General features: G+C 62.2%; 14 protein-coding genes. 10 read left to right on the top strand and 4 right to left on the bottom strand.

Going from position 1 to position 14642, the window contains the following annotated elements:
* Window positions 1-54: 54 nt before the first annotated feature.
* Both efeB and efeO read left to right on the top strand, forming a co-directional pair.
* The gene (efeB, locus tag ACWKWE_RS26770; protein WP_166598501.1) at window positions 55-1377 is read left to right on the top strand and encodes an iron uptake transporter deferrochelatase/peroxidase subunit; all 1323 of its coding nucleotides are present in this window, start codon (window positions 55-57) and stop codon (window positions 1375-1377) included.
* A gap of 27 nt (window positions 1378-1404) precedes the next feature.
* Window positions 1405-2226 (top strand): iron uptake system protein EfeO, encoded by an 822-nt coding sequence (gene efeO, locus ACWKWE_RS26765; protein WP_166598500.1) that lies wholly within the window; start codon window positions 1405-1407, stop codon window positions 2224-2226.
* 228 nt (window positions 2227-2454) lie between these two features.
* On the opposite strand, the gene ACWKWE_RS26760 is transcribed toward efeO, so the two are convergent.
* The 3 genes from ACWKWE_RS26760 to ACWKWE_RS26750 form a co-directional block, all read right to left on the bottom strand.
* Window positions 2455-3225 (bottom strand): molybdopterin-dependent oxidoreductase, encoded by a 771-nt coding sequence (locus ACWKWE_RS26760; protein ID WP_166598499.1) that lies wholly within the window; start codon window positions 3223-3225, stop codon window positions 2455-2457.
* Entirely contained in the window at window positions 3218-3841 is a 624-nt protein-coding gene (locus ACWKWE_RS26755; protein WP_166598498.1) for a cytochrome b/b6 domain-containing protein, read from the bottom strand. The genes ACWKWE_RS26760 and ACWKWE_RS26755 overlap by 8 nt, the downstream gene beginning before the upstream one ends.
* Window positions 3842-3964: 123 nt before the next feature.
* The gene (locus ACWKWE_RS26750) at window positions 3965-4570 is read right to left on the bottom strand and encodes a hypothetical protein (protein ID WP_166598507.1); all 606 of its coding nucleotides are present in this window, start codon (window positions 4568-4570) and stop codon (window positions 3965-3967) included.
* A 278-nt stretch (window positions 4571-4848) separates the two neighbouring features.
* On the opposite strand from ACWKWE_RS26750, the gene ACWKWE_RS26745 reads away from it, so the two are divergent.
* Window positions 4849-5544 (top strand): heavy metal response regulator transcription factor, encoded by a 696-nt coding sequence (locus ACWKWE_RS26745; RefSeq protein WP_341958856.1) that lies wholly within the window; start codon window positions 4849-4851, stop codon window positions 5542-5544.
* Window positions 5517-6914 (top strand): heavy metal sensor histidine kinase, encoded by a 1398-nt coding sequence (locus tag ACWKWE_RS26740; RefSeq protein WP_483852182.1) that lies wholly within the window; start codon window positions 5517-5519, stop codon window positions 6912-6914. The genes ACWKWE_RS26745 and ACWKWE_RS26740 overlap by 28 nt, the downstream gene beginning before the upstream one ends.
* A 274-nt stretch (window positions 6915-7188) precedes the next feature.
* On the opposite strand, the gene ACWKWE_RS26735 is transcribed toward ACWKWE_RS26740, so the two are convergent.
* Window positions 7189-7857, bottom strand: coding sequence for a polysaccharide lyase family 7 protein (locus ACWKWE_RS26735; protein WP_483852181.1), 669 nt, complete (start codon window positions 7855-7857; stop codon window positions 7189-7191).
* A gap of 626 nt (window positions 7858-8483) precedes the next feature.
* On the opposite strand from ACWKWE_RS26735, the gene ACWKWE_RS26730 reads away from it, so the two are divergent.
* The 6 genes from ACWKWE_RS26730 (at window position 8484) to ACWKWE_RS26705 (ending at window position 14542) form a co-directional block, all read left to right on the top strand.
* Window positions 8484-8936: a MarR family winged helix-turn-helix transcriptional regulator gene (locus ACWKWE_RS26730; RefSeq protein ID WP_166598494.1), complete on the top strand. Its 453-nt coding sequence runs from the start codon at window positions 8484-8486 to the stop codon at window positions 8934-8936.
* 5 nt (window positions 8937-8941) lie between these two features.
* The gene (locus ACWKWE_RS26725; RefSeq protein ID WP_166598506.1) at window positions 8942-11032 is read left to right on the top strand and encodes an FUSC family protein; all 2091 of its coding nucleotides are present in this window, start codon (window positions 8942-8944) and stop codon (window positions 11030-11032) included.
* A complete protein-coding gene (locus ACWKWE_RS26720) occupies window positions 11029-11238 on the top strand; it encodes a DUF1656 domain-containing protein (protein WP_166598493.1) in 210 nt (69 codons plus the stop codon). The genes ACWKWE_RS26725 and ACWKWE_RS26720 overlap by 4 nt, the downstream gene beginning before the upstream one ends.
* A complete protein-coding gene (locus tag ACWKWE_RS26715; RefSeq protein ID WP_401151427.1) occupies window positions 11235-12140 on the top strand; it encodes an efflux RND transporter periplasmic adaptor subunit in 906 nt (301 codons plus the stop codon). The genes ACWKWE_RS26720 and ACWKWE_RS26715 overlap by 4 nt, the downstream gene beginning before the upstream one ends.
* Window positions 12137-13576: an efflux transporter outer membrane subunit gene (locus ACWKWE_RS26710; RefSeq protein ID WP_483852180.1), complete on the top strand. Its 1440-nt coding sequence runs from the start codon at window positions 12137-12139 to the stop codon at window positions 13574-13576. The genes ACWKWE_RS26715 and ACWKWE_RS26710 overlap by 4 nt, the downstream gene beginning before the upstream one ends.
* 144 nt (window positions 13577-13720) lie before the next feature.
* The gene (locus tag ACWKWE_RS26705; protein ID WP_483852179.1) at window positions 13721-14542 is read left to right on the top strand and encodes an aldo/keto reductase; all 822 of its coding nucleotides are present in this window, start codon (window positions 13721-13723) and stop codon (window positions 14540-14542) included.
* Window positions 14543-14642: the final 100 nt, after the last annotated feature.

Genomic DNA, 14642 nt, shown 5'->3' with positions numbered 1-14642 from the left:
GGGTGCCCCTCTGCACCCGCCCGGCCCTGAAACCCGAGCGAAGAAACTATCCACATGAAAGACTCCGATTCGTCCAACGCCCCGATTTCTGCTGAACGCCGCCGTGTCCTGATGGGCCTTGGCGCGGCCGGTGCTGCCATGGCCGGTGCCAGCCTGAGCGGCAATGCCCTCGCAGCCACCAGTGCCCCGGCGCAAGTGACCGAAGCCCCGAAAAGCGAAAAGACCCAGGACCGCAACGAATTCCACGGCGTGCATCAGACCGGCATCGTCACCCCCCGCCCGACGGCGGGCATGGTGGTGGCCTTCGACGTGCTGGCCCAGGACACCGACGATCTGGAGCGTCTGTTCCGCACGCTCAACGAGCGCATCACGTTCCTGATGACCGGTGGCGCCGTGCCTCAGGTCGATCCGAAGCTGCCGCCGCTGGACTCCGGCATTCTTGGCCCGGTGGTCACCCCGGATAACCTGACCATTACCGTGTCGGTCGGCGACTCGCTGTTCGACGAGCGTTTCGGTCTGGAGCACGTCAAGCCCAAGCGCCTGCAACGCATGGTCGGTTTTCCCAACGACGCCCTCGAAGCGGCCTGCTGCCACGGCGACCTGAGCATTCAGTTCTGCTCCAACGCGCCGGACAGCAACATTCACGCCCTGCGCGACATCGTGAAAAACCTGCCGGACCTGCTGTTGGTGCGCTGGAAGCAGGAAGGCACCGTGCCCGCCCAGGCCCCGCTCAAACCAGGCCAACCGCCTGAGAGCGCGCGCAACTTCCTCGGTTTCCGCGACGGCTCGGCCAACCCGGATTCCAACAACCAGAAGACCATGAACGAACTGGTCTGGGTGCAAGCCGGCAGCGACGAGCCCGCTTGGGCCGCCAACGGCAGCTATCAGGCCGTGCGCATCATTCGCAATCTGGTCGAACGCTGGGACCGTACTCCGCTGCAGGAACAGGAAAGCATCATTGGCCGGGTCAAACCGACCGGCGCGCCAATGGACGGCAAGACCGAGACCGACGTCCCGGATTACGCCAAAGACCCTGAAGGCAAGCTCACCAAACTCGACGCTCACATCCGCCTGGCGAACCCGCGCACGGCCGAAAGCCAGCGCAACCTGATCCTGCGCCGTCCGTTCAACTACTCCAACGGCGTGATGAAAAACGGCCAGCTGGACATGGGCCTGTTGTTCATCTGCTACCAGTCGGATCTGGAAAAAGGCTTTATCACCGTGCAGACCCGCCTCAACGGCGAGCCGCTGGAGGAGTACCTGAAGCCGGTCGGCGGCGGGTATTTCTTCACCTTGCCGGGTGTGAAAGACAGCAACGATTTCATAGGCCGGTCGCTGCTGGCCGCTGCCTCCGCTGTAAAAACAAAAACTGCCTGACAACCCTTACCTCACAGGAAGAGCTCCATGAAAAAGTCGCCTCTCGCGCTGTTGGTTACCCTTGGCTTGTTGCAGACCCCGTCCGTGTTCGCGGCGACGGCACCGCTGGACCTGGTGACCCCAGTGTCCGACTACAAAATCTATGTCACTGAAAACGTCGACAAGCTGGCCGCCGACACGCAGAAGTTCACCGACGCGATCAAGAAAGGCGACCTGGCCACCGCCAAGAAGCTGTACCCGACCACTCGCGTTGCCTACGAGTCCATCGAGCCGATCGCCGAGCTGTTCGACGACCTGGACAAGTCGATCGACTCCCGCGTTGACGACCATGAGAAAGGCGTAGAAGCCGAAGACTTCACCGGCTTCCACCGTCTGGAACACGCGCTCTTCGAAAAGAACACCACCAAGGATCAAGGCGCGCTGGCTGACAAGCTGATGGCCGACGTCAAAGACCTGCAAGCGCGCATCGCTGACCTGACCTTCCCGCCAGAGAAAGTCGTGGGTGGTGCAGCGGCGCTGCTGGAAGAGGTCGCGGCGACCAAGATTTCCGGTGAAGAAGACCGTTACAGCCACACCGACCTGTATGACTTCCAGGGCAACGTAGACGGCGCGAAGAAAATCGTCGACCTGTTCAAGCCGCAACTGGAGAAGTCGGACAAGGCGTTCGTCGCCAAGGTCGACAAGAACTTCGCCACCGTGGACAAGATCCTGGCGAAGTACAAAACCAAGGATGGCGGTTTCGAAACCTATGACAAGGTGAAAGAAAACGACCGTAAAGCCCTGACCGGCCCGGTCAACACCCTGGCTGAAGACCTGTCGCAAATGCGTGGCAAACTCGGTCTGAACTGAGTTTCAACGCAACAAAAAGCCCGCCTGCCGATGACTCGGCAGGCGGTTTTTTTATGTCTGTTCAGTCCGGCGAAAATTCATTCTGTGGGAGCGAATTCATTCGCGATTGGCCATCCCAGTCGGTACATCTCTATCGACTGGACCATTTTTCGCGAATGAATTCGCTCCCACAGGGGGTCAGCGGCGCATGAAGGTGTTGAGGCAGAGACAGGGGAGAACATCGCCAGCCTAAATCCCGCTGAACCAGTTGTACCCCTGATCTTCCCAATACCCCCCCGGATAATCGTTGGTGACGAAAATCTCGACGATGTGCTTGGGGTTCTTAAAGCCCAGCTTGGTGGGCACGCGGATGCGCAGCGGGTAGCCGTAGCTCGGCGGCAACGCGACCTCGCCAAAATCCAGCGCCAGCAGGGTTTGCGGGTGCAACGCGGTGGGCATGTCGAGACTGGAGTAGTAACGGTCCGCGCATTTGAAGCCGACGAATTTGGCCGAGGTGTCCGCGCCGACGTGCTCAAGGAAGGTCTTCAGCGGCACCCCGCCCCACTGCCCGATGGCGCTCCAGCCTTCGACGCAGATCAGTCGCGTGATGTCAGTGCGCTGCGGGAGTTTGCGCAGGCCGTCGAGAGTCCACGAGGCCTTGTCGCGCACCAACCCGGAGACGCCAAGCTTCCAGTCGGCCACGTCCAGGTCGGGGATGTCGTCCTCGCCGTAGAACGCGTTGAACGGGAACGGGTTGCGGATCTGCTCCTTGGCGAAGGTCGGCGCCAGTTTCTGCCCGCTGAACAGCCAGGCCTGCACCCGGTCGTTCCAGCGCGACATGCTCCACAGCACTTTGTCCACCTGATCGCCGTCCTGCAGGTTGCAGCCGCTGAGCATGGCCATCGCGCCCACGGTCAGGCCGCCTTTGAGGAAGTGACGGCGTTGCAGGTTTTCCAGTTGGGTCTGTTGCGCCGGTTCCAGCTTGATGCGCTGGATCGCGCGTTTTTTCGGTTCAATCATGTTCGCCCTTCCCGCTTTCCATCACACGCGTGCCGCCGGTGATCATCGGCAACAGGGTTTTGGGCACCAGCAACACCAGCGCCAGGTGCACCACGACAAACGCGCCAATCGCCGCCATTGCGCCGAAATGCACGAAGCGGGCAAAGTCGTAGCCGCCGAACAACGCGGTCAATTCCTGCAATTGAATCGGTTTCCAGATCGCCAGCCCCGACACCACGATCAGCACGCCCGCCGCCAGCACCAGCCAATACATCAAGCGCTGGACGGCGTTGTACACGCCCTTCTCGTGCTTGAGGCGAAAACGCAAGGCGTCCACCAAATCGCGTTTGACCGCCTTGGGGGTGACAGGCAGGAAGTCGCGCTTGAAGTGCTTGCTGAGCAGCCCGTACGCCACGTAGATCAGGCCGTTGATCACCAACAGCCACATCACCGCGAAGTGCCAGGCCAGCGCGCCGCCGAGCCAGCCACCGAGGGTGAAATCCCGGGGGAAGGAAAAGCGAAACAGCGGCGACGCGTTGTAAATGCCCCAGCCGCTCATGAACATGCAGACCATGCCAAAAGCGTTGATCCAGTGCGTGAGGCGAATGGGCCAGGGATGAATGCTGTTTTTTTTCATGGTGTGAGGCTCATTCAGGAAGGCTCAAGACAACCTATAGCCATCGGTATCGCGAGCAAGCTCACTCCTACAGTTGATACGCGGTCTTTGTAGGAGTGAGCTTGCTCGCGATGGTTTTGAATTTTACATCGGTGGCTGGAAACCATCCTTGCCGACCGCTACACCACGGGCAGTCTTGCCGTCGTCAGCCGGGAACACCACGACCTTGGCGCCCTTGACCAGTTGGTCGACCTTGCCTGCTTCGATGTAGGCAATCGGCACGTCGTCCGGCACCACCAACTGCTTTTCGCCGCCTTTGTAGCTCACGCTCAGGGTGTGGCCGTTGGTGCCGGTCAGCTTGCCGACGGTGCCGTTGGTCATGGTCCCGGTGCTGCCGTCAGCATTCTGCCAACCGTAGTGACCTTCGCCGCTGCCTTTGAGGCTTGGCTCGAACACCGCCACTTCCAGCGCTTTCAGCGTGCCGTCTGCCTGAGGCGTGGCCGCCGAACCGATGAAGCTGTCGGCCTTGATCGAGGCGATGTCGCCTTTCGAGACCAGACGCACGCCAGTCTTGTCGGTCAGGGCGATGCTCTGATGAGCACCGGCGCGGGTGGTGTAAGTCAGGGTGTTGTTTTCGAAGCTATCAATGGTGCCGCGGACCGGCTTGACCACGGGCATGTCAGCCGCCGAGGCCATGACGGCCGCGCTCAGGGCGAGCAGACCAAAGGTGGCGGACAATGCATTCTTCATTTTCATCGTGACGTTCCTTGAGGGCAGAGGGATGAAGCATAGTGCGTGTTGAATGACTGCCATCCTCCGCCCGCAACCGGCACCGGACAATGACCGCGCGATGACATTTTTGTCATTCGCCGCACGCCCAAATCCCCTTCGATCAATGACAAAAATGTAACCGACCTCAACGGCCCAAATGGTTAAACTCCGCACACGACGCGGCATCCAGCCGCTTTCAGCGCCCTTTGATAACCGCCCGGCGACACTGCCCTGACGCGAAGCGAGCCCCGCCCACGATGCACATCCTGCTGATCGAAGACGACACCAAAACCGGTGAGTACCTGAAAAAGGGCCTCAGCGAATCCGGCTACAAAGTCGATTGGACCCAGCACGGCGCCGACGGTCTGCACATGGCGCTGGAGCACCGTTACGACCTGCTGGTGCTGGACGTCATGCTGCCCGGCATCGACGGCTGGCAGATCATCGAAGTGCTGCGCGCCAAGCAGGACGTGCCGGTGCTGTTCCTCACTGCCCGCGACCAGTTGCAGGACCGCATTCGCGGGCTGGAGCTGGGCGCCGACGACTACCTGGTCAAACCGTTTTCCTTCACCGAACTGTTGCTGCGCATCCGCACGATCCTGCGCCGGGGCGTGGTGCGCGAGGCCGATCATTTTCATCTCGCGGACCTGGAGCTGGACCTGCTGCGTCGACGCGTCACCCGCCAGCAACAGGTGATCACCCTGACCAACAAGGAATTCGCCCTGCTGCATCTGCTGCTGCGCCGCGAAGGTGACGTGCTGTCTCGGGCGCAGATCGCCTCGGAGGTCTGGGACATGAACTTCGACAGCGACACCAACGTGGTCGACGTGGCGATCAAACGCCTGCGCAGCAAAGTGGACCTACCCTACCCGGTCAAGCTCATCCATACCGTGCGCGGCATCGGTTACGTGTGCGAGGTGCGGCCATGCGAGCCCGACGCCAGCCCTCTCTGACCCTGCGCTCGACCCTGGCCTTTGCGGTGGTGGCGATGCTCGCCGTGGCCAGCGCCGGGATGTATTTGTACGAAACCATGAAAGCCTCGGTGATGACCCGCAGCGACCACGCGGTGCTGGCGCGGCTCGATCACTTTCGCAAACTGCTGCAATACGACCTGACCCTCGACACCCTGCGCAGCAGCCCGCAACTGTTCGAAAACATGCTGGACAGCGAGGACGATATTTTCGTCATTGGCGAGCCGGGCAAATCCCCGGTGATCATGGTCAACCCGCTGCACGCGACTTTGCCGCAGATGCCCGTGATCAGCGCCAACGCACCCTTGAGCGCGGACGACATGCGCAGTGGCATGGTCCGCGGGGACGTGCCGATGCGGGCGGCCACGGTGGAAGCGGTGTCTGGCGGCAAGGTCGTGCACCTGACCGCCGCGCACCTGGCGGTGAAGGAAATGGCGACCCTGGCCAGCTTTCGCGACCGCATCCTGATTTCGATTGCACTGGCGTTCGCGGTGACGGCCGGGCTCGGCTATCTGTTGCTGCGCCGAGGCCTGCGACCGCTGCGCAACATGGCGGCCCACGCCACCGCCATCACCCCGGCGCGCCTCGACAGCCGGATGGACAGCCGCGACACGCCGGTGGAGTTGCAGCAACTGAGCGACGCCTACAACGGCATGCTCGACCGCCTCGCAGACGGTTACCAGCGCCTGACCCAGTTTTCCGCGGACCTCGCCCACGAGATTCGTACGCCGGTGGGTTCGTTGATGGGCCATTGTCAGGTGGCGTTGCGGCAACCGCGCAGCGCCGATGAGTACCAGATGCTGTTGGCGTCGAATCTTGAGGAACTGGAGCGGATTTCGCGGATGGTCGAAAGCATCCTGTTCCTCGCCCGCGCCGACGATGCACAGGCCGCGCTCAATCGTCAGCCACTGAGCCTCGCTGATGAAGTGCAGCGGGTGACGGGGTATTTCGAAGGTTTGGCCGAGGAACGGCAGATGACGTTCAACGTATCGGGCGATGGCCAGCTCGACGCCGATCCGCTATTGCTGCGTCGCGCCTTGAGCAACCTCGTGGCCAACGCGATTCGGTACGCCGATGAAAGTAGCGAGATTGAAATCCGGGTGATCGACCACGACGATGAAAGCCGCATCGAAGTAGAAAATCAGGGCCCCGTACTCAGCGAATCAGCCCTCGGCAAACTGTTCGACCGCTTCTACCGCGCCGACGCCTCTCGCCATCAGAGTTCCGATTCCAACGGGCTGGGGTTGGCCATCGTCGCGGCAATCATGCAATTGCATGGGGGCGACGTGGCGGTGAACCAGCCGATACCGGGGCGGATCTGCTTTGCGCTCATTTTCCCGATGCCTGCGTGATGTTCCTTCTGCGCAAGACATAGCGGCTGCCGGGGTGACGCGATCAGGGCTTTTGATTCTGGCCGAAGGCCGTAGGAGTTGGCTTGCCTACGATCTGGCGCGCAGCGGCAGTAAAGTCAGACAACTCGGTTGTATCTGATACACCCCGTGGTTGGGGTTTACTGCCGCTGCGCAGCAGATCGCAGGCAAGCCAGCTCCCACGCCCTCTGGGCAGAATCAAAAGCGGCATCGCCGCCAACCGCCTTAGCTCGCAGCTCGCAGCTTGCCGCTGCGGTCAGGCCTTCTTGTCGTGGCTGATCTGCAGTTTGTAGAACGTCGCCGCCCCACCTTCCGTCGCATACCCGGCGTTGTCCTGGGTGTAGACGCCCGCCTTGAAATACAGCTGCTTGCCATTCCACGTGCCGTCCAGCCGGGCGTTCCATTGCATGTCGTGGGCGTTGACGCTGAGGTCGCCCGCGGGGGTCAGGTGGATGGTGTAGTTGAAACGCTCTTTCATCAGGACCCCGGTGGCGAGCTGGATCACCACCGGTTCGGACGTGGGCGTCGGGCGGTATTTGATGACCAGATTGCCGTTCCTGGTTTTTTCCTTGTACTGGTATTCCAGCTTGAGCAGCGGTTCCGTGCTGCCGTAGCAATGAATCTGGCCGATGACGATCTTGCCGGTCGACGGCACTTGATCGACCGTCAACGCGGCACGCAGGAAGTTGTCCGCCTGGCTGTAGGCCCAGTTGTGCACGGCGCCGTTGGCGTAGGTCTCACGCAATTCCGTGCGCGGGTAAATGGCGTTATCGGTCCGAGACCCGGTCACGGGCGCCCAGAAAAACAGCGTCTCTCCCGAACGGAAGTACCCATCCTGATAGCCGCTGACCAGCTTCGTCGTGTCGATGATGGCCGCAGGGGTGCCTACGGGTACGGAGAGGTTCCAGGTGGCGAGGTCGATCATGTTGCGCTCGTGGGTGCGACATGCGCACCAGCAAAGGGATGTCTCTGGAACGGGGGTTTGCGCCCCGTTTCCTGTCGCCTTTGCTATCGGCTGAACCGGTTTTTCTTTAGCGCGCGCACCCAGTCAAGAAACTGCCGAAAAGGGTCGAAATTCGGCCTTGGCTATCATCTCGACATCAGCGAGTTCAAACGCTTGATTGCGCAAATTTTGATCAGCACGGCGAATTCCGGGGTCAGCGGTTTTCACCGGTCGCGCCATTTTTTTGGAAGCGCCCGTAGAGCAAATCCTAAAAATCGCCAAAAAGCGTGTGCAAGCGCCGACAGACGGTCGAAGAATTTCCCGGCCAATCGCGGTTGCCACTGCGTACCTGTCCCTGTAGGAGCGAATTCATTCGCGAAGGAGGATCATCCGAAACATCTCTAGCGCCTGACACACCTTCGCGAATGAATTCGCTCCCACAGGGATATGCGGCAGCCCGCGACCCGCCATCCATCTCCTCGCCACATGCCCCCATTGACGAAACGACTTTGTTACCGGATATTAATAGTTAGCAACCTAATAATGCAGCGCCTAATCATTCACTGCCTAACCAAATCCCTTTGTCGAATCAACCAGTGGCACCGCTCATGAACCTCGACTCACTGCAAATGCACATCACCGGCGGCGTGGTCGCGGCGTCCCGTCAATGGCGCCGCGTCTGCCAGACCACGCTGGTGAACTACGGCGTGTCCGAGGCCTGCGCGGGTCCGTTGCTGATGATTGCGCGCCTGGGCGAAGGGGTACGTCAGGTCACCGTCGCCCAAGCCTGTGGCCTTGAAAGCCCCTCGCTGGTGCGCCTGCTCGATCAGTTGGGCAAAGCCAATCTGGTGCAGCGCACCGAAGACCCGACCGACCGCCGCGCCAAGGCCTTGAGCCTGACCGAAGAAGGTCGCGCACTGGCGAACTCCATCGAAGACGAACTCATCCGACTGCGCCGCGACGTGTTCGCCGATATCGATCCCGCCGATCTGGAAGCCACTCTCCGCGTGTTCAAAGCCTTTGCGAAGGCCAGCCCTGTCGGTCCGGAGCTGTCCTCTTGAAAGGTATGTTCCAGGGCTTCTTTCAGGGCGTCCCCCCTTCCCGCGACTGGTTCTACGGCGTGCGCACCTTTGCCGCGTCGATGCTCGCGCTGTACATTGCGCTGATCTTCGAATTGCCCCGTCCTTATTGGGCGATGGCGACGGTCTACATCGTCTCCAGCCCTTTCGTCGCCCCCACCAGCTCCAAGGCGTTGTATCGCGCAGCGGGCACGTTCCTCGGGGCGGCGGCTTCCGTCGTGCTGGTGCCAATGTTCGTGCAGACGCCTTTTTTGCTGGCCACGGTGATCGCGCTGTGGACCGGCACCCTGCTCTACCTGTCCCTGCATTTGCGCACCGCCAACAGCTACGCGCTGATGCTCGCGGGCTACACCATGCCGCTGATTTCCTTCCCCGTGGTCGACAACCCGCAAGCAGTGTTCGACGTGGCCGTGTCGCGGACCGAAGAAATTTTGCTGGGCATCGTCTGCGCCGCCGTGGTCGGCGCGATGTTCTGGCCCCGGCGCCTGGCGCCGGTGCTGGTCGACACCATGGGCAAGTGGTTTCAGGACGCTTCGACCTACAGCGACCTGTTTCTCTCTCGTCGTGCGACCCCGGAAACCGTCGGCGCCCTGCGCACGGCCATGGTTGGCACCTTCAACACGCTGGAATTGATGATCGGCCAGTTGCCCCACGAAGGCACACACCGCCAGACCGTGCGCAACGCGAAGGAGTTGCGCGGGCGCATGATTCACCTGCTGCCGGTGATCGACGCCCTCGACGATGCCTTGTGGGCCCTGGAACGCCGCACCCCCGAACTGGTGGCCGACGTCGCGCCGCTGATCCTCGAATGCCGCGACTGGGTGGAAAAGACCACCGACGGCGCCCCCGTGAACTATTGGGAAGCGCTGCACACCGAACTCGACCGCCTGCAGCCGACCCCGGCGCAGCTGGATGACCGGCGGCAATTGCTGCTGTCCAACGTGCTCTATCGCCTGCGCGAATGGATCGATTTGTGGCAGGACTGCCGCAGCCTCCAAGTCGCCATCGCCACCGACGATCACCGCCCATGGCGCGCGGTCTATCGGCACTGGCGGCTGGGGCGCCTGTCGCCATTCCTCGACAAGGGCATGATGCTGTACTCGGTGGCCACCTCGGTCAGCGCAATCATCGTCGCCTCGGTGCTGTGGATTCTGCTGGGCTGGCAGGACGGCGCCAGTGCCGTCGCGCTGGCCGCAGTGGCGTGCAGCTTCTTCGCGGCCATGGACGACCCCGCCCCGCAGATTTACCGCTTCTTTTTCTGGACAATGCTGTCGGTGGTTTTCGCCAGCCTCTATCTGTTCGTGGTGTTGCCGAACCTGCACGACTTTCCGATGCTGGTGCTGGCGTTCGCCGTGCCGTTCATCTGCGTCGGCACCCTCACCGTGCAACCGAAGTTCTACCTCGGCACGCTGCTGACCATCGTCAACACCTCGTCGTTCATCAGCATTCAGAGCGCCTACGACGCCGACTTCCTGAACTTCGTGAATTCCAACATTGCCGGTCCCGTGGGCTTGGCGTTCGCCTTCGTCTGGACCCTGATCGTGCGCCCGTTCGGCACCGAAGTGGCGGCCAAGCGCCTGACACGCTTCAGTTGGAACGACATCGTTTCGCTGAGCGAGGAAGCGAGCCTGGCCGAACACCGGCGCATGGGCGTGCGGATGCTCGACCGACTGATGCAGCATTTGCCGCGCCTGACCATCACCGCCCAGGACACCAACATCGCCCTGCGTGAAGTGCGGGTCGCGCTGAACATGCTGGATTTGCTGGCCTACATGCCACGGGTGCACGCGGTGCCACGCCAATTGCTGCGTCAGGTGGCCACTGAAGTGGGCACGTATTTCCGCGCGTGCCTCAAGGCCCGCGAGCGTTTGCCGGCGCCCAAAGGTCTGTTGATGACCATGGACCGCGCACGCCGCTCGCTGACCTTCGACTGGATGGGCGACGACGAGTCGCGCCTGCACCTGCTGCACGCGCTCAGCGGATTGCGCCTGGCTCTGCTGCCGGGTGTGGAAATCGTCGACGTGCTCGCCGAGCAAGAAGAACAACCGCCGTACGGCATCGATGGAGCGCCATTGTGATTGGTGATCTGGATATCAGCGGGATTTTCCTGCCGACCTTTCTGGTGCTGATGGGCATCGCTTACGTGATTTTTCTGGTGGTGCACGCCGTGCTGTCCCGTGCCCACTTCTACCGCCTGGTCTGGCACCGGGCTTTGTTCAACGTCGGTCTATACGCTCTGCTGCTCGGCGTCGTGGATACCCTTAGTCGATACCTGATGAAATGAAAAAACCTCTGTTGACGCTGGGCCGTGTGGTCCTGACATTGCTGGTCATCCTGCTCGCCGCGGTCGTCGTCTGGCGCATGGTGATGTATTACATGTACGCCCCTTGGACCCGCGACGGGCACATCCGCGCCGACGTGATCCAGATCGCCCCGGACGTGTCCGGCCTGATCGAAAAAGTCTCGGTCAGCGACAACCAGGCCATCACCAAAGGCCAGATCCTGTTCACCATCGACCAGGACCGCTTCCGCCTGGCGCTGCGTCAGGCCCAGGCGACCGTGGCCGACCGCAAGGAAACCTGGGAACAGGCCCAGCGCGAGAACAAGCGTAACCGTGGCCTCGGCAACCTGGTCGCTCGCGAGCAACTGGAAGAAAGCCAGTCCAAGGAAGCCCGCGCCCTGTCGGCGTTGAACGAAGCGCAGGTGGCCGTGGACGCCGCGCAGTTGAACCTCGACCGCTCGGTGATCCGCAGCCCGGTCGATGGCTACCTCAACGACCGCGCCCCTCGGGACCGCGAATTCGTCAGCGCCGGACGCCCGGTGTTGTCGGTGGTGGACAGCGCCTCGTACCACATCGACGGCTATTTCGAAGAGACCAAGCTCGACGGCATTCACATCGGCTCGAAAGTGGACATCCGCGTGATCGGCGACAACGCCCGCCTGAGCGGGCACGTCGTCAGCATCGTCGCCGGTATCGAAGACCGCGACCGCAGCAGCGGCTCCAACCTGCTGCCCAACGTCAACCCGGCATTCAGCTGGGTGCGGCTGGCGCAACGGATTCCGGTGCGCATCGCCTTTGACGAAGTGCCGGAAGACTTCCGCATGATCGCCGGGCGGACCGCCACCGTGTCGATCATCGACGACGCCCTCGCCGACAAAAACACCCAGAAAGGAGCCGCCCAATGAAACGCAGCACGGCCTTCCTGAGCGCGGGCCTGGGCCTGTTGCTGTCGGCCTGCACGGTGGTCGGCCCTGACTACAAGATGCCAAAGGACGCGGCGGTCAACCGCCCCGACTTGCAGGGCGAGATCGCCGGCAGTTCGGTCAACGTGGTCTCCGCACCGGTGCCTGCCGACTGGTGGCGCCTGTACAACGACCCGACCCTTGATGCCCTGGTGAGTCAGGCGCTGGTCTCCAGCACCGACCTGCGGGTGGCCGCCGCCAACCTGCAACGGGCCCGTTATCAGACTGATGAAGCCGACGCCGCAGGAGGGTTCACCAACAGCGCCAAGGCCGGAGCCCAGCGCTTGCAGGAAGCCGGTCAGGCGTTTCTGCTGCCGGAAAAAGTGCCGGTGGCCAACGTCGGTGATATCGGTTTGACCACCTCCTATCAGTTCGACCTGTTCGGCGTATTGCAGCGCGGGATCGAGGCTGCCGAAGCCAACACCGACGCCGCCCAGGCCGCCGTCGACACGGCGCGGATCACCCTCGTGGCCGACGTGGTGCGTTCGTACACGCAGATTTGCGCGGCCAATGAAGAGCGCAACATCGCGCTGCACTCGCTTGATCTGCAAAAACAAAGCGTCGACCTGACCCAACGCCTGCGCGATGCCGGTCGTGGCGATGAGACCCAGGTGACGCGCTCGCAAACCCAGTTCAAATCCCTGCGCGCCGAACTGCCGCGCTACGAAGCCGCGCAACGGGCGGGCCTGTATCGCCTGTCGATGCTGCTGGCGCGACCGCTGGATCAACTGCCGAAAGGCGCGGCTGACTGCGCCGAACTGCCCCACATCGCCCAGGTGATGCCGGTGGGCGACGGCGCCGCGCTGCTCAAGCGTCGCCCGGACGTGCGTCAGGCCGAGCGTCGTCTGGCGGTGTCGAGTGCGGCGATTGGCGTGGCGACCGGCGAGCTGTACCCGGACATCAGCATCGGCGCGACCGTCGGCACCGTCGGTATTCTCAAGGAGCTGGGCGAGCCTTCGACCAACCGCTGGGGTTTTGGCGGCGTGATCAGCTGGACCATCCCGTCAAACGGCGCACGGGCGCGGATTCACATGGCCGAAGCCTCGAATCAGGCGGCCCTGGCGCATTTCGACGGTGTGGTGCTGAACGCGATCCGCGAAGCCCAGACCGGCCTGTCGCAATACACCGCCCTGCTGGAACGCCGCGACGCCCTGGCCGACACCGAAGAATCCGCCAGACAAGCCGCCGACCAGACCCACCGCTTCTTCATGGCCGGGCGCGAATCCTTCCTCGCCGACCTGCAAGCGACCCGCACCTACACCGACGTCACCGCGCAACTGGCGGCGGCGAATACGCAGGTGGCGATGGGACAGATCGATTTGTTCCTGGCGCTGGGTGGGGGTTGGGAGAACAAACAGGCGGCGCAGGCACAGAAGTAATCAGATCGGCCAGAAGCAGATTCGCGTAACGCCACCGATCTGCTTGCCGCTTGCCGCTTGCCACTCATAACTGCTTCCCGAAGGGAACCCTTACCCGCCTACACTGCCTGATCGTTCTATACCCCATTCGGCAGGAGGCACCCCATGCGCACGCTTCAACTGGCAGACAAAACCGTTCCCGTCATCGGTCAGGGCACGTGGCGCATGGGGGAAGATCGGTATCAGCGGCAGGACGAGGTGAAGGCGCTGCAACGGGGCATCGACCTCGGGCTGACGCTGATCGACACCGCCGAGATGTACGGCGAAGGCGGCGCGGAAGAAGTGGTGGGTCAAGCCATCGCGGGCAAACGCGATCAGGTCACGCTGGTGAGCAAGGTCTACCCCCACAACGCCAGCCGCAAGGGCATCCCCGCGGCGTGCGAGCGCAGCCTGCAACGGATGAAAACCGATTTCATCGACCTCTATCTGCTGCACTGGCCCGGTTCATACCCCCTCGACGAAACCGTTGAAGCCTTCGAGCGGCTACGCGAAGACGGAAAGATCGGTCGTTGGGGCGTGTCCAACTTCGACGTGTCGGACTTGCTGGAATTGAACGACCCCCGCTGCGCCACCAATCAGGTGCTCTACAACCCCGAAGAGCGCGGCATCGAGTACGACCTTATCCCGTGGATGGAAACCGCCAGCATGCCGCTGATGGCCTACTGCCCCATCGGCCAAGCTGGCAATCTGCTGATGAACCCCGCCATCCTCGAAGTCGCCCAGCGCCACGACGTCACTCCAGCGCAGATAAGCCTCGCGTGGGTGCTGCGACAGGACGGCGTGATTGCCATCCCTAAGGCGGTCGACCCGCACCACCTGCAATTGAACGCAGAAGCGGCGAGCATCGAGCTGACGCTGGAGGACGAGCTGTTGATCGACACCTCATGGCCCGCGCCGATCCGCAAACAGCGTTTGGGAATGGTCTGAACCTCCCGCTGCCACCCAAACATGAAACGATACAAACCGTCACAAAACTGTCAAAACCGCTTGCGATGATGCCGCTTTAGATCTTCTGCCTTCAGCGGCC

It is taken from the genome of Pseudomonas salicis, assembly GCF_057128705.1.
Note: the sequence above shows the minus strand (reverse complement) of the source record. Positions and strands in the feature narration are given on the sequence as shown.

Excerpts from the sequence above, each read along its gene's own strand:
- efeB (WP_166598501.1), top strand. The coding sequence starts at position 55 with ATGAAAGACTCCGATTCGTCCAACGCCCCGATTTCTGCTGAACGCCGC.
- efeO (WP_166598500.1), top strand. The coding sequence starts at position 1,405 with ATGAAAAAGTCGCCTCTCGCGCTGTTGGTTACCCTTGGCTTGTTGCAG.
- ACWKWE_RS26760 (WP_166598499.1), bottom strand. The coding sequence starts at position 3,225 with ATGATTGAACCGAAAAAACGCGCGATCCAGCGCATCAAGCTGGAACCG.
- ACWKWE_RS26755 (WP_166598498.1), bottom strand. The coding sequence starts at position 3,841 with ATGAAAAAAAACAGCATTCATCCCTGGCCCATTCGCCTCACGCACTGG.
- ACWKWE_RS26750 (WP_166598507.1), bottom strand. The coding sequence starts at position 4,570 with ATGAAGAATGCATTGTCCGCCACCTTTGGTCTGCTCGCCCTGAGCGCG.
- ACWKWE_RS26745 (WP_341958856.1), top strand. The coding sequence starts at position 4,849 with ATGCACATCCTGCTGATCGAAGACGACACCAAAACCGGTGAGTACCTG.
- ACWKWE_RS26740 (WP_483852182.1), top strand. The coding sequence starts at position 5,517 with ATGCGAGCCCGACGCCAGCCCTCTCTGACCCTGCGCTCGACCCTGGCC.
- ACWKWE_RS26735 (WP_483852181.1), bottom strand. The coding sequence starts at position 7,857 with ATGATCGACCTCGCCACCTGGAACCTCTCCGTACCCGTAGGCACCCCT.
- ACWKWE_RS26730 (WP_166598494.1), top strand. The coding sequence starts at position 8,484 with ATGAACCTCGACTCACTGCAAATGCACATCACCGGCGGCGTGGTCGCG.
- ACWKWE_RS26725 (WP_166598506.1), top strand. The coding sequence starts at position 8,942 with ATGTTCCAGGGCTTCTTTCAGGGCGTCCCCCCTTCCCGCGACTGGTTC.
- ACWKWE_RS26715 (WP_401151427.1), top strand. The coding sequence starts at position 11,235 with ATGAAAAAACCTCTGTTGACGCTGGGCCGTGTGGTCCTGACATTGCTG.
- ACWKWE_RS26710 (WP_483852180.1), top strand. The coding sequence starts at position 12,137 with ATGAAACGCAGCACGGCCTTCCTGAGCGCGGGCCTGGGCCTGTTGCTG.
- ACWKWE_RS26705 (WP_483852179.1), top strand. The coding sequence starts at position 13,721 with ATGCGCACGCTTCAACTGGCAGACAAAACCGTTCCCGTCATCGGTCAG.